Source organism: Sunxiuqinia dokdonensis (genome assembly GCF_001270965.1).
Lineage (GTDB): Bacteria > Bacteroidota > Bacteroidia > Bacteroidales > Prolixibacteraceae > Sunxiuqinia > Sunxiuqinia dokdonensis.
This window is the reverse complement of sequence record NZ_LGIA01000181.1, coordinates 47,935-71,683: the sequence shown is the minus strand read 5'-3', so window position 1 is coordinate 71,683 and position 23,749 is coordinate 47,935. Positions and strand designations below refer to the sequence as shown.

Annotated in this window: 20 protein-coding genes; all 20 read right to left on the bottom strand. The window is 42.3% G+C overall.

The genetic code is table 11. The annotated features are described in order from the left end of the window. Positions 1–38 precede the first annotated feature (38 nt). The 20 genes from NC99_RS16480 to NC99_RS16385 all read right to left on the bottom strand — a co-directional run bounded on the left by NC99_RS16480 (position 39) and on the right by NC99_RS16385 (position 23,656). Positions 39–989, bottom strand: coding sequence for a hypothetical protein (locus NC99_RS16480; protein WP_053186167.1), 951 nt, complete (start codon positions 987–989; stop codon positions 39–41). A gap of 2 nt (positions 990–991) precedes the next feature. After that, positions 992–1,717, bottom strand: a complete 726-nt coding sequence (locus NC99_RS16475; protein ID WP_053186164.1) for a hypothetical protein — start codon at positions 1,715–1,717, stop codon at positions 992–994. Between the two features lie 61 nt (positions 1,718–1,778). Continuing rightward, positions 1,779–2,441: a hypothetical protein gene (locus NC99_RS16470; RefSeq protein ID WP_053186162.1), complete on the bottom strand. Its 663-nt coding sequence runs from the start codon at positions 2,439–2,441 to the stop codon at positions 1,779–1,781. 32 nt (positions 2,442–2,473) lie between these two features. Beyond that, positions 2,474–4,900, bottom strand: coding sequence for a TraG family conjugative transposon ATPase (locus tag NC99_RS16465; protein WP_053186159.1), 2,427 nt, complete (start codon positions 4,898–4,900; stop codon positions 2,474–2,476). Continuing rightward, complete coding sequence (locus NC99_RS16460; RefSeq protein WP_053186157.1) at positions 4,897–5,202, bottom strand: DUF4133 domain-containing protein; 306 nt, start codon at positions 5,200–5,202, stop codon at positions 4,897–4,899. The genes NC99_RS16465 and NC99_RS16460 overlap by 4 nt, the downstream gene beginning before the upstream one ends. Beyond that, positions 5,202–5,516: a DUF4134 domain-containing protein gene (locus NC99_RS16455; protein WP_053186152.1), complete on the bottom strand. Its 315-nt coding sequence runs from the start codon at positions 5,514–5,516 to the stop codon at positions 5,202–5,204. The genes NC99_RS16460 and NC99_RS16455 overlap by 1 nt, the downstream gene beginning before the upstream one ends. Positions 5,517–5,536: 20 nt before the next feature. Further along, the gene (locus NC99_RS16450; protein WP_053186149.1) at positions 5,537–5,899 is read right to left on the bottom strand and encodes a hypothetical protein; all 363 of its coding nucleotides are present in this window, start codon (positions 5,897–5,899) and stop codon (positions 5,537–5,539) included. A gap of 930 nt (positions 5,900–6,829) precedes the next feature. Beyond that, a complete protein-coding gene (locus tag NC99_RS16445; RefSeq protein ID WP_082326533.1) occupies positions 6,830–7,507 on the bottom strand; it encodes a P-loop NTPase family protein in 678 nt (225 codons plus the stop codon). Continuing rightward, entirely contained in the window at positions 7,479–7,964 is a 486-nt protein-coding gene (locus tag NC99_RS16440; RefSeq protein WP_053186145.1) for a hypothetical protein, read from the bottom strand. The genes NC99_RS16445 and NC99_RS16440 overlap by 29 nt, the downstream gene beginning before the upstream one ends. Next, positions 7,961–8,260 carry a helix-turn-helix domain-containing protein gene (locus NC99_RS16435; RefSeq protein WP_053186141.1) on the bottom strand — a complete coding sequence of 100 codons (300 nt, stop codon included), beginning with the start codon at positions 8,258–8,260 and terminating at the stop codon, positions 7,961–7,963. The genes NC99_RS16440 and NC99_RS16435 overlap by 4 nt, the downstream gene beginning before the upstream one ends. A gap of 128 nt (positions 8,261–8,388) precedes the next feature. Beyond that, on the bottom strand, positions 8,389–8,631 hold the full coding sequence (locus NC99_RS16430; RefSeq protein ID WP_053186138.1) for a hypothetical protein: 243 nt from the start codon (positions 8,629–8,631) through the stop codon (positions 8,389–8,391). A gap of 326 nt (positions 8,632–8,957) precedes the next feature. Continuing rightward, positions 8,958–9,785 (bottom strand): RteC domain-containing protein, encoded by an 828-nt coding sequence (locus tag NC99_RS16425; protein WP_053186136.1) that lies wholly within the window; start codon positions 9,783–9,785, stop codon positions 8,958–8,960. A gap of 126 nt (positions 9,786–9,911) precedes the next feature. Further along, positions 9,912–11,006 carry a cellulase family glycosylhydrolase gene (locus NC99_RS16420; RefSeq protein WP_157624983.1) on the bottom strand — a complete coding sequence of 365 codons (1,095 nt, stop codon included), beginning with the start codon at positions 11,004–11,006 and terminating at the stop codon, positions 9,912–9,914. A 149-nt stretch (positions 11,007–11,155) separates the two neighbouring features. Next, on the bottom strand, positions 11,156–12,796 hold the full coding sequence (locus NC99_RS16415) for a glycoside hydrolase family 32 protein (RefSeq protein WP_053186133.1): 1,641 nt from the start codon (positions 12,794–12,796) through the stop codon (positions 11,156–11,158). A gap of 30 nt (positions 12,797–12,826) precedes the next feature. Then, a complete protein-coding gene (locus tag NC99_RS16410; RefSeq protein WP_204375033.1) occupies positions 12,827–13,702 on the bottom strand; it encodes a carbohydrate kinase family protein in 876 nt (291 codons plus the stop codon). A gap of 8 nt (positions 13,703–13,710) precedes the next feature. Continuing rightward, positions 13,711–15,054: a sugar porter family MFS transporter gene (locus NC99_RS16405; protein WP_053186130.1), complete on the bottom strand. Its 1,344-nt coding sequence runs from the start codon at positions 15,052–15,054 to the stop codon at positions 13,711–13,713. 23 nt (positions 15,055–15,077) lie between these two features. Beyond that, complete coding sequence (locus NC99_RS16400) at positions 15,078–16,691, bottom strand: glycoside hydrolase family 172 protein (RefSeq protein WP_053186128.1); 1,614 nt, start codon at positions 16,689–16,691, stop codon at positions 15,078–15,080. A gap of 81 nt (positions 16,692–16,772) precedes the next feature. Further along, positions 16,773–18,317, bottom strand: a complete 1,545-nt coding sequence (locus NC99_RS16395; RefSeq protein WP_053186126.1) for a glycoside hydrolase family 32 protein — start codon at positions 18,315–18,317, stop codon at positions 16,773–16,775. Between the two features lie 89 nt (positions 18,318–18,406). Beyond that, complete coding sequence (locus NC99_RS16390) at positions 18,407–20,152, bottom strand: RagB/SusD family nutrient uptake outer membrane protein (protein ID WP_053186123.1); 1,746 nt, start codon at positions 20,150–20,152, stop codon at positions 18,407–18,409. A 12-nt stretch (positions 20,153–20,164) separates the two neighbouring features. Continuing rightward, on the bottom strand, positions 20,165–23,656 hold the full coding sequence (locus tag NC99_RS16385; RefSeq protein ID WP_082326532.1) for a TonB-dependent receptor: 3,492 nt from the start codon (positions 23,654–23,656) through the stop codon (positions 20,165–20,167). Positions 23,657–23,749: the final 93 nt, after the last annotated feature.

Genomic DNA, 23,749 nt, shown 5'->3' with positions numbered 1-23,749 from the left:
TGTTCTTTTTGGAATTTTGTGAATTGGAATTTTCTTAATTATTTCATCGCACCCTTCGTAGCAGCCATAATTGCCGCTGTGCGGACCAATCTTCCACCTCCGGAACCGGTCCCCGATGCCTGCACAATCCACGAAGCAATTTTCGGTACCATGGCCAGCCCGATAATCCCGCAGACCGGAACTATCAAATTGGAGACAAAAAACAGGGAAGGCTGGTAAAACAGCATCGAACGGATCAGGGCAATTTCCTGGTCAAGCACATAGATTAGCACTTCCTGAACCAGTGAAAGGATAATCAGGGCAATGGGCAGATAGAGGTTCACGTTGACAAACCGGGCAATCCAGCCCAGGTAATTTTCCTGGAAGCCGTCAAAAATGGAAAGGGCAAAAACCAGCGGGCCAAAGACCACCAGCAGGACACAGAACACCGTCCGAAGAAAGGCGATCAAATACACCAGTACCTCAAACAGCGATTCGAGCAATTGCCTGATGGCATCCATAATGTACAGGTTAATTTGGTGCTGCAAAGCCCTGCCGGAAATAATGTTGTAAGTGGTCAATAGCAGGTTGATCCCCTTGTCCCACAGCGCAGCTTCTTTTTCCTCATTTTCGTAAAACAGTGGCATATCAACCACCAGGATGGCATCCCGTTTTTCTTCCAGTTTTTCCACCACCAGGTGTTTTTTGTTGGCATAGATTGATTCCGACAGGTGGGTCAGTCCTTTGGTGGGGACCATCAGCAAATTAATAAACGGCCCCCAGAAGGTAATCACCAACACCAAGGCAAACGGGCGAAGCAGCGGCAACAGGAAAACCGGGTTATCGGCAATCAGTTGCTCATATATCCTTTTGGAAATGTAGAAAAAAGCGGCAATACCCCCGATTGCCCGGGCCATGTCCACCAGCAAGCCGGCATTCTCAATTCCTGCCTGTACCATCGTATCGGCAAAGGCAAAAAATCCATCGGTTGTAATCACTTGTAACAGCATAATCAGCGGGTTAAAAAGGCATAACTGCCGGTTACAGCGTTTCCAAAAACATTCAGGTGACAAAGTTTTCGGTAGGTATAGTCCGTTTCGCCAACCAGTTGATATAATTCCGATTGAATGCCGGCAAAAGATTCCAGTTTAGCCCCGTGGTTGCTTTCCAATAGGTTGACCATCAAAAAACGCATCAACAGGTCGTCTGCTTCATCCCGCAGGATGTGTTTGACTTTGGATGAGTTTTCCAGCCGGTCAAAGTTTCCGATTTTCTGGTAAAGGGAGATAAACTGCTCGGCCAGACCGTAGATGTCCGGCAGGGCATCTTTACGGGCATTGAACAGTTTTTCTTCAATGATTTTTTGAAGCTCCGTGTTGTCTTTGATTTGGCTGGTCTCATCGTGCCTTCCTTTTATCTGCCATCGCTCCAGCAACTTGGTTGCGATCCGTAAAAGGCCTGTTTTTGTCTGTCCGGCATATTCGGCCCCGTCCGAAACAGGCAATGCGCCAAGCTCCATATAATAATGGGTTGGCCAGGTACGCACGAAGACATGCGGTACCGGAAACAGCCAACCTTTAAAAGCAATAAAGCTTAAGGGGTAATCGTCATTCATTTCCGGGTAGTACCCGTGCCAGGGTTTGACATTCAGTAGCTGGGCATTGGCATTTTTCAATGCAATTGTAGTGGTGATTGTGGCACTTAAACTCAGTCCAATGATTAATGTGGATAATTTCATGATCGGTTGTTTTAAAGTAATTTTCGATACTCGCGACTCGAATCTCTTAACTCACGACTCATTAGTGATACAGGCTGTAATACAGGGCAAAACTCTCCAGGCTTCCATCCTGCTGGCTTTTTAGGTAAGAAGCGTAAAGCAGTTTGTTGTAGAGATAGCAGATCGTTCCGTAGTGACGCCGGACATCTTCATAAACCCCGTTGATGGTGTCGTAGCGCTGCTTATCATCCATCAGAAAAAGATTATCTTTCAGAATGGTATTCAATACCGTATTGGTTAACTGGCGGCTGTCGTCCAGGATCAGGTCAAAGGATTGGACAATCACGGCGGCCTGCTGCGCGGTAAAATTTTCATCCTGCACCAGCTTGGGTACTTTTTCGGTATAAATCTCCATGATCTTTGAAAGCAGATCACGGGTTTGCTGTACCCGTTTATAGTCTTTGATCAGGCCACTGACTTTTTCCAGGCTTTCCAGCATCTTCTGGTCGATACCGAGTAGCTCACCGGTCAGTCCTTTAATGTCACCGTTCAGGGCTTTAATCAAAATATTATACCAGTTGATCTTGGAAAGAATGTCCTTTTCCTGGGTCCAAAGGGCTTCGCGCTGAATACCGGCTCCAACATCCGTTACCGGAGTTTGACAAAAGCCTGGCTTTTGAAAAATGGCTGTCAGCGTTAGCACAAAAAGTGGCAACAGGACTGTTTTTTTGATTTTTGTTTTCATGGTTGTTGTTTTAGAATGTTTCAATTATTGTATTACATGGATTTGAGGACCTCCAATACATCTTTGCCTCCATATTCCATCCAAAACTGAATTCGATCTTTTTCCCGCTGTTCGGAAGTGTAGCAGAAATACTCGGCCCGGCTCGTTTCCAGGGCGAAAACCCGGGAATAGCTTCCAAGACCAATAAAAACTTCTTTGAGCTTGCGATCCGATGGCAGGCTTTTGTTGATCGACAGGATTTGCTCCTTTTGGAATTCCGAAAGTCCAAGGGTTTGGCTGATCTGCTCAAACTTGTTTTTGAACTTGCCCATGTCCAGCAGGATCCGGGTGTCAGCGTTGTTGATAATGGCATCCCGGATAATTGGGGAGGAGATCACATCGTCCACCTCCTGCGTGACAACCATGGCTTCGCCAAAAAACTTGCGGATCGTTTTAAAATAGTATTTCAGGTAGGAGGCCATCTGCGGTGTGGCAATGGCCTTCCAGGCTTCTTCAATGACCAGTAGTTTTCGCACGCCTTTTAGCTTTCGCATTTTTTGCAGGAAAATATCCATGATAATCAGCGTGGCCACCGGGAAAATGATTGGATGATCCTTTATTTGGTCCAATTCGAATACGATAAACGGGCATCGAAAAAACTCGTCCGTGTCCATCTGGCGGTTGAGCAAATAGTCATACTCTCCGCCCCGGTAGTATTTTGAGAGGATAAAAAAGAACGCGGCGCTATTAAAATCCAGGGACTGTTCCTTAACCAAAGCGGGTATAAACTCCCGGCAGAACTCGTAGTAACCATTAAAAGACCGTTCCAAACCATCAACTTTGAAAAACTCAGACAAAGAATGGGCGATCACGTCCTTTTCCATTTCCGATAGGTTCTCCTTATAAATGGTGTAGATCACCGACAGGATGGTTTGCCTTTTTTCCACATCCGGTTCGCCGGTCAATACAAAAGGGTTAAAGGAGATCGGATTTTCAGTTGTAAACTCCACCATCATCGCCCCACCCTGCTCTTTCAGCCGTTCTTCCAGGTACCAGGCCAGCAGTTCGTAACTCCGGCCAACATCCAGCAAGACGATATGGCAGTTTCCGCTTTCGGCATATTGCCGGAGCAAATGGTTGGTGAAAAACGATTTCCCGGAGCCGGACCCGCCAATCACCAGCTTATTGCGGTTATGAATCAGGTGTTTTTCCATCGGCTCATCAGAAATGTCAATTCGGACCGGGCAACCTTCCAAACGGTTGGAAAGGTTAATCGTAAAATCCGATTTTGACTTCCGGATCGATCCTTCAAAATTAGTCAGGCAGCAGGCCTGTGGCACCTGGGTGATGAACATTTCCGAGTCAGGAAGCTGCGTTGAAAATGGTACGCAGGCGAAAAACAAAAGCGGCAAATCAAAGGTATGTTGGTATGGAAAACAGTTCATCAGCGAAAAAGCAGAAGCTGTTTCGCTTTTGTATTGTTTAAGCTTCGCAATCGACTCGTCAAAGAGCATCACATTAAAATGCGTTTTGACGATCTTTTCACCGGTGGTCTGTACCGTATCCAAAAACTCATCGATCAAACCGGCGTTAACCTTGTTCTCCGAAGAAAACCTGGAGAGGCTGTAGATCCGTTTGTAGCTGTCTTCCAAAAAAGTCTTGACCTGCTGCTGGTCCGGCACATAAATAAACTGGTTGGTCACGTGAGAGAACGGCAGGTTGTAAGTAACCGGGTAAACCATTGATGCCGGAAGGCCTGTTGTGGGATGAACACCAGCCGGTTTCAGTTCAGCCGGCATATGCGAATAATCGCTTATGCTCATGATTTCCACAAACTGGTCCATCACCCGGAGCCGGTCCCGAAAATCAATCCCGCCCAGCACCGGCCGGTCTTTATGGAAGTTCAGGGTCAGGTAGCGCTCGATTAATCCGGGCGATTCTTCATCACCAATGGCTTCGGCCTGGCTAACGGCTTCACAGACAATACCGCTTTGGGTAAAAAGACCAGTCAGGTTGGCCTGTACCTCTTTCAGCTTTTCGGTCAGCCGGGCTTCGTGTTGTTTTGCCTTCTTTGAAAAGATAAGCGCTGAACCTAAATAGTTCTTCAACAGCCCGGTATTCAGCAGGCTGACAAACAGGTAGCATTCATGTTTCAAGTAAGGCCTTCCTCTAAAATGTTCCAGATAGCAGTCGTTCAGGCTTGGAACTTCTTGCTCTCTATTCCGGCCTCTTTCATAAAAATGCTCCACAAAAAAGAAATCCTGCTTGTGCAACAGCGTGTTTACCGGCAGCAGGTTCACCGCCCGCTGGAAGGTATCGTGCAACAAGTAAAGCTGTTCGCTACTGTAGGAAAGCAGTTCCGGCAGATGGAGTTTCAGCCCGAAGCCCATGTCCAGGTTGTTGGAAACCATCAGGTCGCCATTAAAGCCCAGCACCGGCAGTGCATGTTCGATGGGTTTGACATTCATTGATTTTGTCATCGCTGTTGATTTTGGTGGATAGGTCGTTTCATCTGGATAAACTGTGGTAGTTTTTTGGCGGTCTGCTTTTTATTCCAGCCTGCAGGTCCGTATTTTTTCTGGATTTGGCTGACCCGGTAGAGCCAGGCAAAAAAGGATGGTACACAGACCAAAATGGCTGTAAAGGTGCCAATGACAATATACAGGCACACAAAGAGCAGGAAAGCAGCCAGTATCCCGTAGAGTGCCTGGAAAACCAAAGGGCCGGAAAGCCCTTTGATGTACAACTTGGTATCGACTTTTTGCAATTTGTAAGTTTCCATCAGGCAAAAAAGGCTTTGATGACCACACCAACAAGGATCAGAAACAGGCAGGCACCGAACCAGCCCATGATGGCTTTTTGGGTATCCTGGTCACCACTTTGCCATTTGATGTAAACGCGGACGCCACCGATCAACCCAACTACGGCACCGATGGCAATGATCAGGTTGGAGACTGGATCCACATAGGAACTGACTTCTGCTGTGGCCTGGTCAATTCCGGCAGAGCTCTGGGCCAATGCGTCAGAAGCCCACAAGAAGATTAGAGCAGCAATTGCTGCTGCTTTGGAAAACAAACGCCTAACTTTCGTCTTCATAGCTTTTAAAATTTGAAGGATTATTGTTGAAACTGAATTTGTTCCATCACGGATGAAGGCAGAGGATTTTTGGAATTTTGAAACCGGTCAAGGGGGTAGCCGTCGTCCACGCCTATTTCTTCATAAAAGGAAACAGGCAAAACAACAGCACCAAAAGGGACCAGGGGAACCATCTCCGAAGGCAAGTCCCGCGAAGAAACACCCACTGCTTGCAACTCTTCGGACTGGAGGGTCCCGGCGAAGTCGTCTTTAAACAAAGTTTTTTGATTTGCTCTTTTTTTGTTGAATAAAAACCACAAGAATAGGGTGAGGTACCACAAGGAAAGGAGAAGCAGGATCCCCCGGATAAACTGTCCCCAACTGATTTGATCGATTCCAAACATACACAGGTCGCTTTGAGATTAATTTAAAGTTGACTTGGCCTATGAACTGAAAAAACGATTCGTTCCCTTGGCCATCAATGCAAAGTTGCACTACCTGATATTTAAAAAGACCCCATATAAACTGAGGTACATGATTATATCGTTCAGTAAAATTGATGGCTTAAGATGTTGTTTAACTTGATTTGCTCCGATTTGGAAAGTGATGATTCTTGAAGGTTCTATTTCGCGTTTGGGATGGTACGATTTGATGTTATTTGAACAGGGATAATTTTTTCAAAAAACAAAAGAAAAAACAGGCAAAAAAGAAAAGAAAAACCATTTGGGAGCCAGTCGGGGCAAAAATGCAAGGCTGTCCCGCTTCGTATTCATCTGAAAATTTAAAAATGAATTCCTGAAAACAAAATAAGCGGGACACTCGCCCTGGCCTTGCATTTTATCATCAGGACGGGAATGTGCGGAGAGTGGCTAAATTGGTTTTCTTTTTTGATTTTTGACGAAAATAATCTTAGCTGGAAATATTGGGTGCGGGCGGGCTCAGGCAAGTGTCGCCCGGGTGTGGAGCGAAGCGGAACAAACGGGGCGACTCTTGCCGTGCGGTGCAGCCCGGCTCCGGAGTGAAGCCAAGTGAAAAAGCGACTGGTTTCGTGCGCGGCAGCGAACGGATAAAGGAAGCGGTTTCGTGAGGCTGAGCGATGGTGCCGGGGTACGGGAAGAACCTGCAAAAAAGCTATTGTCCACCTTTAAAATCAGGAACAATACCTAATCAAACCCGAAAGTTGCCTGTGAAGGGATAGCGGACGGTTAGTCAGGCCCGTGGCCTGGTGCCGACCGCGGAAACGGAGCAGGCATCTTTCTTTTTCAACCGAGGCTTGTGAGCGCAGTGCGGAGCAAACGGAGCGAACAGGCCGCAGGATTAACTACCAGATGATGTCAACACCTTTTATCCTTCGCATCCTTCTCAAAAGCCACCAGGTTAAACATTTCCCTCATCCTTGAGCGAATCCGGTTGCCGTACCGTTCTTCCAGTTCCGGGGCGGAAAGATTGGTAGTGGCATGGGTTAGCACCCCACGGGAAACAAACTGATCGTAGCGGCTAAGCAGGATTTCGGCCATTACATTGCACGGCGTACCAAAATACTTTTGGACGTTGTCCACGCCGAGGTCGTCGAAACACCAAACCTGAGGAATTATTCGACCATTCAGGTTTCGAACTGAGCCTTTACTGTAGCGATTAAATACCGAATAGCCGTCCTTTTCCAGCTCAAAACTGACTTCCCGGGCCGCCTTGATTCTGTACTGCTTTTCTGGTGGAAAAAAGTAATTTGACAGCGCCATCAATTGGGACTTCCCTGCCCCGACGGGCCCGATCAGCAGGATTCCCTTGCGAAGGCTGATTCCAGATTTGGCACAACTTTCCTGGTCGCCAATGGCATAGACCAACAATTTGTAAATGAGAGGTTGATCCTCTGGATAAATGCAAAAATGATCCCCAAACAGGATTTTCCCCTGTTTTTCCATCCATTTCACACTCGACTGAAAATTGAAATGGAACAATCCATCTTTGAGTTCCGCCACTTCGTCAAAGGGGCTCCGAATAATCCTTGTCATTGTTGACGTGGTAATGGTTAGACCCGTTAATTTTTCTCCTTTCTCCATTTTGAAAAATTTGATCGGGTGACTTGTTTCCTGTTTTTCTGTTTATCCTTTTAATAAGTGTATCATCTCCGGTATCACTTGCAGTATCATTACCAGTACTGTCACCAGTATTACTACCAGTATCAAATCTGATACAGCTAACTTCACTTCCGCAGTGCCGGTTGGCTGATGGAAAATACCGGATGTACTTCCATCGATCAAGTTCTTTGATGCATTTGGCGTAAGTGTTCACGGATCCGATCCTGGATAGTATCATCAGTTCGGTACGGTTGATGGGAAACTTTCCGGTAAAGCGGTTCAGGTTCCAGAGTTGAAAAACAGCCAGGTATAAACTGATGTGATAGGCTGTTAATCTTCCATCGCCCGAAACCCGTTCGAAAAAGCCGTTCAGGTGTTTGATATAGTTCATCGGGAATAATCAATCCGGGGATTTCTGGCTTCTTCCTGGTTATTTTCCATCATCTTACGGATGTCTTCCACATCATAGAAGATGACCGACCCGATTCGAGTGTAAGGTAGGGTCCCGTTGTGCCGCATGTTTTGAAGTTTACCCTGGGAGATTCCAAGGAATTTGCGGACTTCATACGATTTAAGCCATTTCTTGACAGGCTGCCCGTTGTGCTCTTTCAGCATCTTTTTAAATTCCTGCAGGATTTCAATTTTGAATTTCTGCAGATCATCGGTGGTAATAATTTCTGCTGGCATAACAATTTAACTTTGAATGGTTCAATTTGAATTCCTCCAAAGTTGCAAGCTTTCAAGCAGAATTATTACCCATATAAACTGAGGCATGGCTTTATATGGTTAAGTTATAAGGTGAGTTCGGATATAGATTACAGGAAATTGGCTTTCCGAGTTTTCATTAATTCCCGCAAGCATGCCCGGTGAAATTCGCGCAGTTCTTCCAGTTTCTTTTGTGGGATTATTTCGATTTGTGTCACTTGTTCTCGTTCATTTTTCATCTCATAGTAGGGGATAAATGGACAATCAGCAACTGGCTCTCCAAACGGGCATTTCGACACGGCATTGGCCAAATCGGCATTCTGGCGGATTTTTTTAGTATTAAGTGATGACATGGTGTTTGTTGTTGGATGGTAAGTTATTAGAATTCGAACAAAAAAAGAGGCGTGGAACATAGCCTACTGCCTCTAGGTACCGCCAAGTACCCGCACAACAAATAGGAATGCCCACGCCCATGGCGTGAGCGTTATCCTTATTATTCTTGTTGTGCTTTAAAATTTGGCGGTTTTAGAAGCAAGAATAAAAAGCCAACGCTTTTTATATTGTCAATTCATCGGGATCCTATCCCGATGAGATTCTATCGATCGTATGTTTCGCAAAGATAGTAAACATCCTTAAATCGGGTTAATGGCATTACAGATTCAAACAATCTTTTAATCGGTCATTTAAGCTTATTGTTCATTCTTCGTCTCAGGATAGCCATCAAGTGAGTGAGGTACTTGACAGGATCAGCTCTCTTAACTAATTGCTCCGGAGTCCCATAAATATGCTCCTGGAGTTCAATGTTGAACATCCACTCGAAGGCTTCAGCCAATTCTTTGATAGTGGCCTTGCCATCATTAACAGAGCCATCAAAATAGATGGCATAAAGGAGTTCCTGCAAGTCTATTTTGTTTCCAGTCCATTTGAGGTTCGATTGTGGCAAATTATCTCCCTGACAATGGTCCAGTTTTTTCATTTCATTTTTGATGTATTCAAGGAGCATTTCGTTTGCCATGATGGTGGAAAACGTGTGGTCATGCCAAGAAAAGAAATTCTCGTCCAGAAGTGAGTGACTGTCTTTTACTTCCAGAGGAATCTCACTATTATCCCGCAAAAAATATTTTTCATCAAGGTGGCGATGACCACAACGGTAGTACTGAACTTTCACCTTGTGATCTTTCATGTACTTCAGAATCCTTTTCTGCTCCCGTCTAAAATATTTTCTGACGCTTTCGCTGTCAAGCTTCAAACGAATGCTTTCCAGATCGAAGACAGCCTGAAAGTAAATAAGCTTACTGCAAACTGATGGTTTGATCTTCTTAAAAAACAGAATTTCAGATTTCTTATCAGGAAATCCCTTTTTTAGCACCAGCTCATGCAGATGATCCAGCGCCAATTTACAACGCCCGGTAGCATACTCTATTTGCTCCGGGAATTTATCCGAGATTTCACCCATCCCGGACAAATCATTCTCAAGGTCAGTAGCGATCTGACAATATGTTTCCATGGTTATGAATTAAACTGTTAATAATAAAAGAACTTGCCTTTCAACGAATCGCAATAGTTGTGGCAATTTCTGCAGTTTAAGTTCTCTCCAATCTCAACTCAATTTAGCACGCAATTTTTAATCTAATTACTCATCCGATGTCAAGCTTTTAATCAAATCAACCTCGTCCTGGCTATAAGGTGTTCCGTCGGGATGAAAGATTTCGTGAAACCAGAGTGGCGGTTCCGAACCATCGGGAATGGGGTCGTCCCAGGCATATTTTGTGTTTGATTTTCCGGCAACAAGGCCCCAGTTGATGGCGCCTATATTTTCCTTCTTCAGAATAGGCATGATATTCTGGAACAGGCTATTGTTGCGACGGGCCATGTATTCGGTGCAAACCATCGGACGGTTGTAGGCTTTCAGTGAATCGATAGCAGCCTGGTGTTTTTCCGGCCCTTCATAGTTGTGATAGGTGACGATATCCGAATTCTTCACCTGAAATTTATTCAAATCAGCCAGGGAAAGATTCCAAACGCCAACTGATAAAGGCTGCGAAGGACGAATCTCCCAGCCCCATTCGAATACTTGCTTCAGCAGAGGCATGGATTTGTTGCCGTAGCCTGAGTTTCCGGGCTCATTGTACAAATCCCACATCACAATGCGTTTGTCGTCCTCGAATGTTGTAAGGACATCTTTCACATACACTTCGAGGGTTTCTGTTAGTTCGGGTTGCTCATGCAGCAAATCGCCCGGGTCACGTACCCAGCCTGAGTTATGAACGCCCGGTTTGGGTTCGGGTTGCTTGCCAGCCTGGTAAGTGGCATTCCAACAATCATCGAAAAACACGAAAATGGTTTTAATCCCGTGGCTGTCGGCAATGTCCAGGTACTGGTTCATACGATCTTTGAAGCCTTCTTTGTCAACTTCCCAAGCAACATGGTGCAGGTACACCCGCATGCAGTTCATACCAATTTCTTCGGCCCAGCCCAACTCTCGGTCAATGGTTTCCGGGTCGAAGGTTTCGGCTTGCCAGGTTTCCAACTGGTTGATGGCCGTGCTGGGGTTGAAGTTGCAGCCCCGAAGCCAGCCATGTTCATCGCCCCAGACCTCGGCCTGCTCTACCGTCCAGATTTTAACTGCCGGATCTGCGGCTGTTTGTTCGCTTTGTTTCGTCTTATCTTGGCAAGCCCCCAAAAATACAATCGCGATTAACAACAAATGAACGAATAGCTTTGTCATGTTTTTAAGTTTTTGATGAATTTCTGCCTTCGCTTGACCATTTTTCAAAAGGTAGGCGAGATAGTTGTTTTTTGGTTACCAGCCAATCACTGTGTTGAGCATAAACTTTTTTGTTGAAATATTGTATTCATGTCATTTGGTAGCACATACTATTCCCAGATCGATCTAATTTCATGGACTTCCAGTTCCTCAATTTCAATATCTCCCCAGTTGCTTTCGAATTTGAAACCATGATTAGATTTTTTCTCAGCTAATGGCAGAATCAAGCTAAATTTTCCATGGTCGGCAAAAATTTCGGCACTAGTCTTGTCTACAAGTATCTCATAATAGAAAGTCAGGGTTTCAATATTATCGCCTCCATAAAATTCACCATTTAAGTTGTTCCAGTTAATGTCATAGTGTAGAAGTGAATTTCCATTGTAATTTAATCTAAATTCAGTTCCTTTCAATAGTCTAATTTTCATTCTTATGTGAAAAGCATCTCCTGACAAAGATTTAAACTCTTCATTTGCTTGTTCTCGATCTAAGTTTGTCCAGGAATAAGTTTTACTATGAAGGTTCTCTATTTCCTTTATGGGTTCAGAGAACATTCGTACACCTTCTCTCGTGGAACGTAAAGTCATCTCTGTTGGAAACATCATCATGCTGTTGAAAGGCATTCCTGGTTGTTCGATTTGTCCCCAACCTATCTGGATGCGACGCCCGTCTTCCTCTGGAACGTTATTAAAGGTTTGGGCAGCATACATCTTTCCTCTAAAGTAGCGAAGTTTGTCGGTTTCCGGAGTGAAAGCTTCTCCATCAAATGCACCAATAAGATAAGTGCCAGATGCCCCATACAATACCCACTTTTTATTTAGGTAGTTTCCATCAACAGGTAATTCAAAGAGCTCAGGGCATTCCCAAAAGCCAAGAATATGGCTTTTAAACGTCCACTCCTTTAGGTTATCAGAACCATAAAATGACATTCCTGTTTTTTCATGTAGAACCATCACCCATTTCCCCGATGCTTCATGCCAAAATATTTTAGGATCCCGTAAGTCTTTTGTTCCCCATTTTTCATTGCTGTCGATAACTGGGTTTTCAGAATATTTTTGAAAAGTTCGGCCGCGATCGTTGCTATATGCAATACATTGAACTTGCTTCTCCGGACTGTCAGCGGTGTATGCGGCAACGATAACATGTTCACGACCCTTTTGAAAACCCGATTTGTTTTCATAGTCAACAATTGCTGACCCTGAAAACATAGTTCCCATTTCATCTGGGCATAGTGCATCTGGAAGTTCGCTCCAGTGAATCAAATCCGTGCTGACTGCATGACCCCAATGCATATTTTCCCAATTGCGTTCGTAAGGATTATGCTGATAAAAAAGATGGTATTCTCCATCGTAGAAAACCAAGCCGTTTGGATCGTTAATCCACCCCCTTCTGGAAGAAAAATGAAATTGTGGTCGGTTAGTTTCACTATAAAGGCTATCGGCTCCATTAATTTCGCCCGACTGATAAATCTTATCCCATCCATTAACTTTCCGGGGATATTCAATTTCGATAGTTTTTCCAATAAAAGCAGACATATCATTAAATACCCAATAGTCCGGCTTGCCGTCACTTAACCGGATCACAAATGATCGATCGTCTGTTCCCGGAAGTTTTAGGGTCATCCGTTGCCTTTCCTGTGCGTGTTCAACCGGAAAGTTCAGGTATTTTTTGGTAATCGTGAGTTCTTTCTTTACTCCCTGTGCAAACAAGGCCGAAAAAGCCATTAAAAATAAAACCGTCATTTTAAGCTTCATGATTTTCTATTTAGTGGTTTAAATTGATTGTTAAAAAAGTTCTTCTTTTTGATAGTCTGGCATAGCCCCGTTTTGGGTGCATACAAAGGCTGAAAGTTTTACGGCCCATTCATGCATTTCATCAAGACTTTGTTTGTTTAAGAGCCCCGAAACAATTGCTGCAGTGAATGAATCTCCTGCACCAACAGTATCGGCAACTTTTACTTTTGGGGTTTCTTTAAAGGTGATTTCACTTCCGCGATACAGATAGCTTCCGTTGGTTCCGCAAGTAAGCACCAGTAATTCCAGCTTAAATTGGCCTAAAAGCGTTTGGCACTGATCATCCTGACTTCTGGACAGTCCGAAAAATTTTGCCACCACCTCAAGTTCTTCATCATTAATTTTTAACACATTACAGAGGCTCAGTGATTCCCGAATCAATTCCTCGGAATAAAACTGCTGACGTAAATTGATGTCAAAAACTTTAAATGCCCCAGGGTGTGCAAGTTCGATCAGCCGGCGAATGCTTTTTCGTGAGACTTCGCCCCGTTGAGCCAGCGACCCAAAACAAATAGCCGAAGCCACGCTGGCTTTTTCTTCCCATTCCGGTTTTAAAGGAATGAAGTCCCAGGCCACTGGTTCACAAATTTCGTATTGCGGAACGCCGTCACCGCTAAGGGTGACCTGTACGGTACCCGTTGGGTATTCATTTTTACCGATATTGTAATTCACTCCGGCCTGGTCAATTACATCCAGTAGTTCCCTGCCTAGCTCATCGTTGCCAATAGCACTGATTGCCAGACTATCAATCCCCATTTTAGAAACATGATAGGCAAAATTAACCGGTGCCCCACCTATTTTCTTTTGATCAGGGAAAACATCCCATAACAACTCCCCAATCCCAATAACTAATGATTTAATTTCCATTGTTTCAATTATATCAATCCAAGTTCGTTTTCAATTTGCTCCAATGATTTTCCTTTGGTTTCAGGGATCCATATTTTCACAAAAACAAAAGCAATTATGCTGAACCCTCCAAAGATGGCAAACAGGTATTCCAAACCTAATGCCCCCTGGATAACCGGTGCAAAATAGACGGTAAGAAAAGTACAAAGCCAGCTGATTGCCGTTGAAAATGACATTGCAACACCCTTGATCCTATTTGGATAAATTTCAGAAATAATAACCCACATGACAGGGGCAAATGAAGCTGCAAAAAAAGAAATGTACACCAAGAGGGCCGCCAGAACTCCAATCCCAAACTGTTCAGGTTTTACAAACTCCCATGTCAGGTAAGTCAGAGATAAGATCATGCCCGCTGCTCCCCACAAAAGCAAGTTTTTACGGCCTTTCTTATCAACCAACCACAATGCAACAATGGTCATTAAGAAATTGACAAGCCCAACCATCATTGCCTGCATCATTGAATCCCCTTTGGCTGATCCCGCTGCTTTAAATATCTCCGGTGCAAACATAATGACAGCATTGATCCCGGTGATTTGTTGCAGGGCCGCTATCAAGGTTCCGATCAAAACAACCTTCCCGGTTTTTCCCCGAAATAATTCAGAGAACGCCATTTTCTTTTTAGCAATTTCATCGGAGATCACCTTCTCCATTTGAGCCAACTCACTATTCACTAATTCCTCTCCACCAATTTTAAGCATCACTGAAGCAGCCTCGTCCTTTCTTTCTTTTGCTACCAGCCAACGGGGGCTTTCCGGGAATGATACCAGCAAGAATATCAGGTAAAACATACTAAACAATGCAGGTACAGCCAGCATATATCTCCAGCTTTCCTTTCCTAGCCCTAAAAACAGGTAATCAAAAACATAGGCCAATACAATCCCGATGGTAATCGCAAACTGGTTCATCGATACTAAGCGTCCACGATTATGCGCCGGTGAAATTTCCGAAATGTACATTGGCCCAACTACAGAAGTTGCTCCAACAGCCAAACCTGACAGAACCCGAAAAACAATTAAAACTGCTGAAGACCCCGCAAAAGCGCATCCCAATGCAGAAATAATGTAAAGGAAGGCGGTCGCAAGCATGACTTTCTTACGGCCATATTTTTCAGTGAAGAAGCCGGTAAAAAGTGCACCGATCAGGCAACCGATGGTGAGCAGGGCGGCAACGGTACCCAGTCCGCTATCGGTCAGGTAAAATTCCCCTTTTAGCATGTCCACAGCCCCGGAAATCCCGGCCATATTCAATCCAAACAGCAGGCCCCCGTTGATGGCCACAAAAGTGGTCCAGTATAAATAGTTTTTTGATTTCATAGATTACAATTAGTCCGTTTAAATTATTCTTTTGATATCAATTTCTTTGTTGCCTCTTCCATCCCAGAAGTCCCTTTTGCTACAGAATTATAATCTCCATACCAATAAACCGTTGTTGCATAGTTAACGCTCCCAGGCTGCCAACCAAGCATTTCAATATCAAAAACTAACTTTTCTGAAAAAGGGATTCCATCCAGGTTACGGGTTCGGAAAAACGTATTGTATCCGTGCGAGCTCTCCTGGTCAGCTCGTGGAGCGCCACCAAATGGGGTATGAAAAGGAACTACCGGAGCCCAGGAACTGTTGTAATAGTCTTCGGTACCGGTGCCAAAATGAGAGGGGAACGTGTCTGAATCAACCCAGATTTTTTCATCCCCTTCGCCATACCAGGCAGGCGCATGATTGTACAAAGTCAAAACATCGCCCTTGTATACCCCTTTTCCCTCCAGAGAAGCAAAATTCCAGTCCATGCAGTTTTTATCATCAGACGGGTTAGTGCTCAATGAAATTTCGTTTTCCTGTTTCCACGATGCATGAAAATACAGTGACCGTTCGTCCCAATGGTACGTTGATGTTCCGAATCTGACACTTGCTCCTACAGACTTGTTATTGGCATTTATTAAAGTCATTCGCCCCGTTGATTGGTAAGGCATCTCCCAACGGCTAACCACTTTTCCTTTTCCATTAGAAGACAAGAACCAGCTTTTTACATAGGGAGCACCCATTCCGCCACCGGAGAAATCGCCAAGAGGAACCCAACAAGTTTGTTTGCCGTCAAAACTTGCCTGAAAGATCAGTCCTCTCATGGTTTGCTCATAATCGGAAGAATCCTCAACATTGATAGTAAATTCGATGAATTTGACTGCATTTTCACCATCTGGCAAGCTTATCTTTAAGGAATCCCCTGCAGATAAATTTCCATTTACGACAGACAAGGTATCGCCTTTCAGAGAGGCTGCATCCATTAATAGCTTATCTGTTTCAGCAATTACCTGTTTTGATCGATTTACCACCTCTTTTGAAAAAGTTACTATCTTAGTTCCTTCTTCATATTTGCGGTAATTAATATGATAATACTTTGGAGTTGGATCAACTCCTTTTTCATCTTCAAAAGTGATTTTACAATGTTCTGAAAATGGGATAGGCAAAAACAAGGTGCTTCCACCTTTTCCTTCTGGTGTGTAACTGGTGTGCGGTTGTAACAAGCCCAATCCAAGTTCCGGAATGCCAAATTTTACCAGGTCATACGCTGGGATTATCCAGCCAGGTAACTTCGAATTATCAAAATAAAATCGCCAGGTACCTCTTTTATCTATGGTTGTTATCCAGATTCTGGTGATTGCCCCCGGACCTTTTTGATCAAACATCACCTTTTCAATACGCCCGTCAATGGTATCAATTCGTTCAATACCAAACCCATCGTTATTCGCAAACCATCCTACCGAATCCGGCGAAATAGAATGGCGATCATAACTACTAACCTGCAGGGATGAATAAAAGGGCGATGGGTATCGAGTTGCGTCATCAAACGAAACCATTTCGTGAAGAAGTGATTCCAATGTAATTCGTTGGCTTTCTTTGGTCTTCGTGCAAGAAGCGAGTAATAAGAAAATTAAAAAATAAAATATACGTTTCATTAGGTAAGTTATATTTAAGTTGTTGATTGATTTTACATTGAGGGTTGTTCCGTTTTCAATACTATTCGTAAATGAATTGTTTTAGTTCAAAACAGCACATCCTTGCAATACCCCATTTAGCAAAGAAATGCTTGCTTCCTTGATTGTTATATTTCCTTCTTCGGTATAAAGTGTTACTTCCAATTGGCTTTCCTCAAACGAATATTTTCTTGTCAACGAAATCAAACCATCCAAAGCAAATAACTCAATAGAATTCTTATCGACTATGATTTCCAAATCGATTGGTTGCTTGTTGCTTACATACGGGGCATAATCAAACCCTTTTGATTCTTGGATATCCTTCGAATTCTTTGTCGGATCAAGGATAAAAAAGTACGCTCGCTGGTTGTGATATCCAATTACCAGTTGGTCTCCCGCATTGTTGGAAAATTTAATGCCAAATACCTTTGCCATATCCAAGTAGAGCCTGTCATCACCATCAACCAATAAATTGATTTCAAAAGGAATATCAAATGTTTCTTTGATCTTAAGTTCACCAGAAAATTGAGTTTCTTTTAACTGTTTCTTATCGCTCTCAATAGCAGCTAACTCATCGAAGGGTTTTGATAATATTGACAAGCCATTAAAACTGTTTGATAAATTGAGCCTTCGGGGAACTGTTAGTTCATTGGCGCTATTCTCAGTGTCTCCTTGCCTCCTGTATTTTAAATTACAGATTGAACCCAGAAAAACAGCATCCTTTGCATTTAATAAATAGTCGGACAAAACAATCCCTAAATAATTATCGCTCCCATTATCCAACCATTTAGGCTTGTCTCTGTCCGCTTTAAAGACATATCCATCAAAATCACCAGTAAAATATTGTATCCCACTTCCCTGATTGGGAGAGCCGGAATCTCCGCTAACCAATAGAACCCATTTTGATTCGTTTGTTTCTTTTACATCCAAGGGGAAAAAGTCCAATTTAGTCCATTCACCTTCTTTTGCGAAAACTTCATCACCAAACATACTTAGGTATTCCCAGTTAATTAAATCATCAGACAAATAAAACCTAATATTATAACCCGATAGAATTAACATAATCCACTTCTGTGTTTCTTCGTGCCAAACTACTTTGATACTACTAATCGGAAGATTAAAATTCTCTATATCAACTTGTGCTTGTCCATATTCATTCCAGTTCACACCATAATCTGTGCTAAAAACGAGATATAATGCTTGTTGCTTTTTTTCAGTTTCAGTCTTGTTATCAGAAAATGAGGCAAAAATACCAACCAATGGAGAATTTGCATTTCCTAAACTCGAAGAATTACCGTGGTCAAACACAAAGCACCCTCTTCCATTAATATAATTCCATTCACTACTGATCTTTATTGGAGCCTCCTGCCAATTTAATAAATCAGTACTTTGAGCATGCCCGAGTACTTTTGTATCCGTATTTGTACAATATTCAAAAAACAAGTGGTAGCTCTTATTGAAAAATAACAAACCCACAGGCTCAATTAACATAGCATCGCCTGTTGAAAAATGAACTCCATACTCTTTCTTTGATTTTTTTTGTGAATTATCACACGCGAAAGCACTAATAATTAACAATAAAAAACCAACGTTCTTTATGTAATCCATGACAATTTATGATTTGCTAATAACTTCATCAGTTGAAAACTCAAATTTCGGGAGCAGAAAAAATCTGCTCCCGAATAAGCTTTTTTTTACTAGTTATATCCAATATTCTGAGTATATCCGCCTTTTGTAAAATCAATTTCTCTTTGAGGAATTGGGAAGTATTCATCTCTTCCTGCTGTAAATTTTGCATTATTAAGATATTCCCTCCTTGGTTTTTCATTCTCTAAATATGCATTCAAAGTAGATTCTGCAATCCCCCAACGAACCAAGTCAAAAAAGCGAGGTCCTTCCATTGCAAATTCCATACGTCTTTCCCATCGTAATGCCATTCTTGCATTTTCCTGAGTCCATGGAAGATTTACACCATCATATTCAGAAATTAAGTAATTTGAAGGAGCACTACCATCCTTAAACCTTGTACGCACTGTACTTTCAGCGGCTCTTTGTCTTATCAGGTTGATTAGGGGCATGGCTCTAGCTTCCTGCCCTAATTCAATGTATGCCTCAGCTTGCATCAAAAGAACGTCTGCATAACGAATGATATCTGCATTTTTCGAAACCCCAATGAAAGGCCCCATTTTTTTATAGCATGAGCAATCGGCAGCCTGTTGTTCTTTCATACTGTGAAAGTTCCCGTAAACACCTGGAACCCTTACCCAACTAGTGCTGTAGATGTAAGAATCTTCATTGCGGTATTTGTAAGGATGGCCATCTATACCGACTGTATGGTCAATTCGCGGATCAACAGTAACACCATCGGAGGTAATATCGGCAGCACTCAACTCCACATCATTAAAAGATTGAAATACTGGCAATCCATTAGCATCTGTCGCAAATGCATTGACCATGTTCTGACTTGCCTGATGAAATCCACAACAACCATATTGAGGTGCTCCATGAGGATAACTTAAACCAGGCTCAAAATTCAGTCTGCCGGCAGTAGTTCCATCGCTGATTGAAAACTGAATTGAAAAAACAGCTTCGGGGCTATTATCTCCTTCTGGCAAGTAGTTTGTTGCAAAATCAGGATTCAAACTGTACTTGCCTGAGCTAATAACCATTTCAGTCAAATTTACAACCTCTTGCAACCTGCTTTGACTAATATTAGTAACCTGATGGTTTTCATCTTGTTCGTAGGCTTGATACAACCTTAATTTTGCCAAATACGCTGCAGCAGAATATTTATTTACACGCCCAATTTCTGGTTGAGTTTCCGGCAAATTATCCAACGCATATTGAAAATCTTCTGCAATTTTATCCCAAAGTTCATCATTAGAATACTTCCGATTTGACGTTTGCAAAATTTCTTCATTCGAAAGATTCTCATCAATGTAAGGGATATACTTGAAAAGTATTTTCAACATGAAATAAGAATGTCCCCGCAAAAAGCGAGCTTCTCCAATTCGTACTTTTCTTAAATCATAATCTTCATCGGTAAGCTGATTTAATGTTCGCAAAGCAGAATTCGCCCTGGATATTGATGCATAATAATTCTCCCAAGTCCAAGGGAAACCAGCATCCCACGAGTATGATGGCTGGACTGTATTATACTGCTCATATAGATTAAATTGATCCATGTCTCCAATACCTCCTCCACCTTTATAGGCATCGTCAGAACGAACGCTACCATACCAAACCATACTAACTATAGGACCTGGCATATCATTATTCCCAACAGCAGCGTATGCAGCTGTAACCAATCCATTAGCACTTTCTGCTGAAGGACTGCCAGACGAGACATATCCTTGTGGCTCAATTTCTAAATAATCATTACATGAAAAGGCTAAGAAGCTTATCATGACTATTATGTATATTCTTATTTTATTGTATTTCATCACTGTAATTTTTTAAAATGAAACATTTACACCAAATGATAAAGTTGTGGGTACCGGAATCCTGGTATCACTCAATCTTTCGGGATCTGGTCCCATATAGTCTTTGCTCTTAATCCAGAAAACATTATCAGCCATAAAGTATACCCTTAGGCTTTCCATTTTTATACCTAAATTATTAGTAGGAATATTGTAGCCCAACTGAATATTACGAATTTTGAAATAAGAGAGATTTACATTTAAATAGTCAGAAGAACGGCCTTCATTGTTAGGATCAGCCAATGTCAAAGCAGGGATTTTTGTGTCTGTATTGGTTGGGGTCCATGCATCGAACACGCCCGGTCCAAAGTTTGTACCTACATTAACGTTCCGATTCCACCCCAGATAGGGATCAAAGCCAATTTTACCGGCAACGCCTGATCCGAAAATTGATAAATCAAAGTTTTTGTAATTTCCATTAATACGCAAACTGTATTCTAAATCAGGTAAAGTCGTTCCAAGAAATTTCTGATCCAAAGCACTAATAACCCCGTCATTGTTCAAATCTTTGTATCGAATTCTACCTGGACCAGCACCAACTTGTTCAGCTGCTGCATCTACCTCATCCTGATTTTGAAAGATTCCATCATAAACATATCCAAAAATTGAATATTCTGAATGCCCAACAATAGTTTGCTCAGAGTTTCCGGCATAAGCAGTCCTAACTTCCTCTGGTAACTCTGTTATTTTATCAGCAACATGACCAGTACCTGCTGTAACTTCAAAATTAAGATCCCGGTTAATTTCTTTTCTATAACTTAAAGAAAACTCCCATCCCTTATTTTCTTTTGTTGCTCCGTTTAAATATTGTTGCTGACCTTCGCCTAATGCTGAAGCGACTGGTGGTTTTATAAGGATGTCGCTTGTTGTTCTGGTGAAATAATCAAAGGCACCCATAATCTTGTTATTAAAAAGACCAAAATCAACACCGATGTTTACTTCGTCAGTATTCTCCCACCGTAGCAATGGATTCGCTGATTGAACAGACACAAAACCAGAAGGTAAATTACCTGTATCAGTACCATATAAAGAATAAGCTGATCCAACATTATGATATTGATTCCAGAAATCACCACCATGATCATTTACATCAACCTGATCTGCGGTTGCGCCATACCTTGGCTCAAACAAACCTAGACTTGCAAAATTACCAACATCCTGATTACCAACTCGCCCCACACCCACTCGTAATTTCAAATTTGTTAGAGAAGTTAAACTCTCCATAAACGATTCTTCACTTATTCTCCAACCAAATGTCGCTGCCGGGAACATACCATAACGGTTTTCTTTCCCGAAGCGAGATGAACCATCACGCCGCAATGTTACAGAAGCTAAAAAGCGTTCGTCGAAATTGTATGCAATTTTTCCAAACTGAGAAAATAATCGGCTGCCCGTTCCGGTTCCGAAACTATTTCCATTGCTGGTGCCTGCATCCAGAACAAAGAAATCTTCTGTTTGGACAGAAAAACCTTCCTTGTAACCAGTATAAGAACTAAAATTATCTGAGATTGACTCCAGACCAAGTAAGAAATCAAATTTACTTTTTCCAAGATCAAACTTATAATTAAGAGTATTCGACCAAGTTACGCTCGTAAAATCTGTTTTATATAACGTTAAGCTATTTACAGTCCTTGAAACAAATCCATTTTGAAAACTGAGTTCGATGTCTTTATCCTTTAAAATTGAATAATCAACACCAACATTTGTCCTAAAAACAAGGTTTTCAAAGGGTTCAAATTCGGCATAAACATTGCCAAACAGGTAAGATCGATTTGTATTATCCCATTTGTCGATGTCCTGCATCATCACAGGATTATTTCGATCATTGTAGCCAGAACCTAATGGTCCCCCATATTCACCTGTTGAGGTATACAATGGGATTGTAGGCGGCATCAAGATCGCCAGTACAGGAGTATTTGCCAAACCAATATCCTGTGCAACCATTGTTTCGTTTGATGAAACGATTTGAGTGTTAATTCCAAATCGAATCTTTTTATCCAACATGCTTGTTTGGGCATTAATTCTTGCCGTCATACGATCGTAATTGGTGAATTTTAGCATGCCCGTATTTTTAAAGTAACCCAAATTAACAAGTAGAGAAGAATTTTCATTACCACCACTAATCGTTAGATCATTGCTGATTACATAACCTGGTTGATAAGTAACATCTTGCCAGTCCGTATCTGCAGAAGGAACAGTTGGATCTCTTCCAACATAGGGCTGAGATGTAACCTTACTCAAAACCGGATTATCAAAATCCCCATTCCAGTCAAAATCATAGATCTCTCCGTTTGCCGCTGCAGGATCAACCCTATCGTTAATTGAGGCTTGCCAAAGAGCTTCTCCTCTTTCAACTGCATTAAGCATATCATATCGCTGCGGTTTTTCTGTTTGAACAGAGAAATTTGAGCTAAACTGTACTTTTACTTTTCCTTTGGAATTTGATCCGTTCTTGGTTGTTACAATAATAACACCATTTGATGCCCGAGATCCATAAATTGACGAAGCTGAAGCATCTTTAAGTACCTGAACAGAAACAATTGAACTTGGGCTTAATGCCTGAAAAACTTCCGCTCTTTTTGTAGGGACACCATCAATAATATACAGTGGATCATTATTTCCAAGTGTATTTACACCACGAATAAGAATACGGTTACTTGCCCCGTTCGGGTCTCCTGTCTGTTCAATATATAAACCAGGCACCTTTCCCTGAAGTGCTAACATGGGGTTTCCGGTACTCAAACTGACATTTTCTATCGACTCAATTTTTACAACCTCAATTGCACCAGTAAGATCTGCTTTTCTTTGTGACCCATAACCAACAGCAACTACTTCCTCAATTCCAATCGCATCCTCTAAAAGAGTTATGTCAACTTTCTCCTGCCCTTCAATTTGGATCTCTTGTGATCTCATCCCCACAAATGAAAATACCAAGGTAGCGTCTCCGGAAACAATTGGAAGCGAGTAGTTCCCATCTCCATCGGTGATGGTTCCCATTGTTGTGCCTTTTACGTATATTGTGACACCAGGAAGAGGAGTACCAGAGGAGTCGGTTACTTTGCCAGTGATAGTTCTTTGCTGCTGTGTAAAATTATTGTCGGGCTGTCCCCCAGTTCTTTGAAGTAAAATATAGCGGTCATGCACCTCATAGTTAAGACCATTGTTTTTTAGTAGTACGTCCAGCACTTCAGAGATTGATGCCTGCGTCGCTTCGATTGAAACACTATTTAGGTTTTCAATCTCTTCGTTCTTATAAAAGAAGTAATAGTTTGTTTTTTCCTCAATTTGGTGTAAAACAGACTTAAGCGTAGCATTTTCGATTTTTAAGTCAAGCTTAGTGTTTTGCGAGTAGCTTTCCGCATTCGCAATGAGTATCCCCCCTAGAATAAAAATCCATGTGAATTTCATTATCAATAAAAGTTTTCGCCATTGCCTGCAAAAGCAATAACTCGCGTTAAATTTTTTCATAAATTTGAAATGTTTTAATAGTTCGAAAAATTTGTTAAAACGTGTGACGGTGGAAGTGGTGGGCACTTTCACCGTTTTTTGTGCATTGTTCCT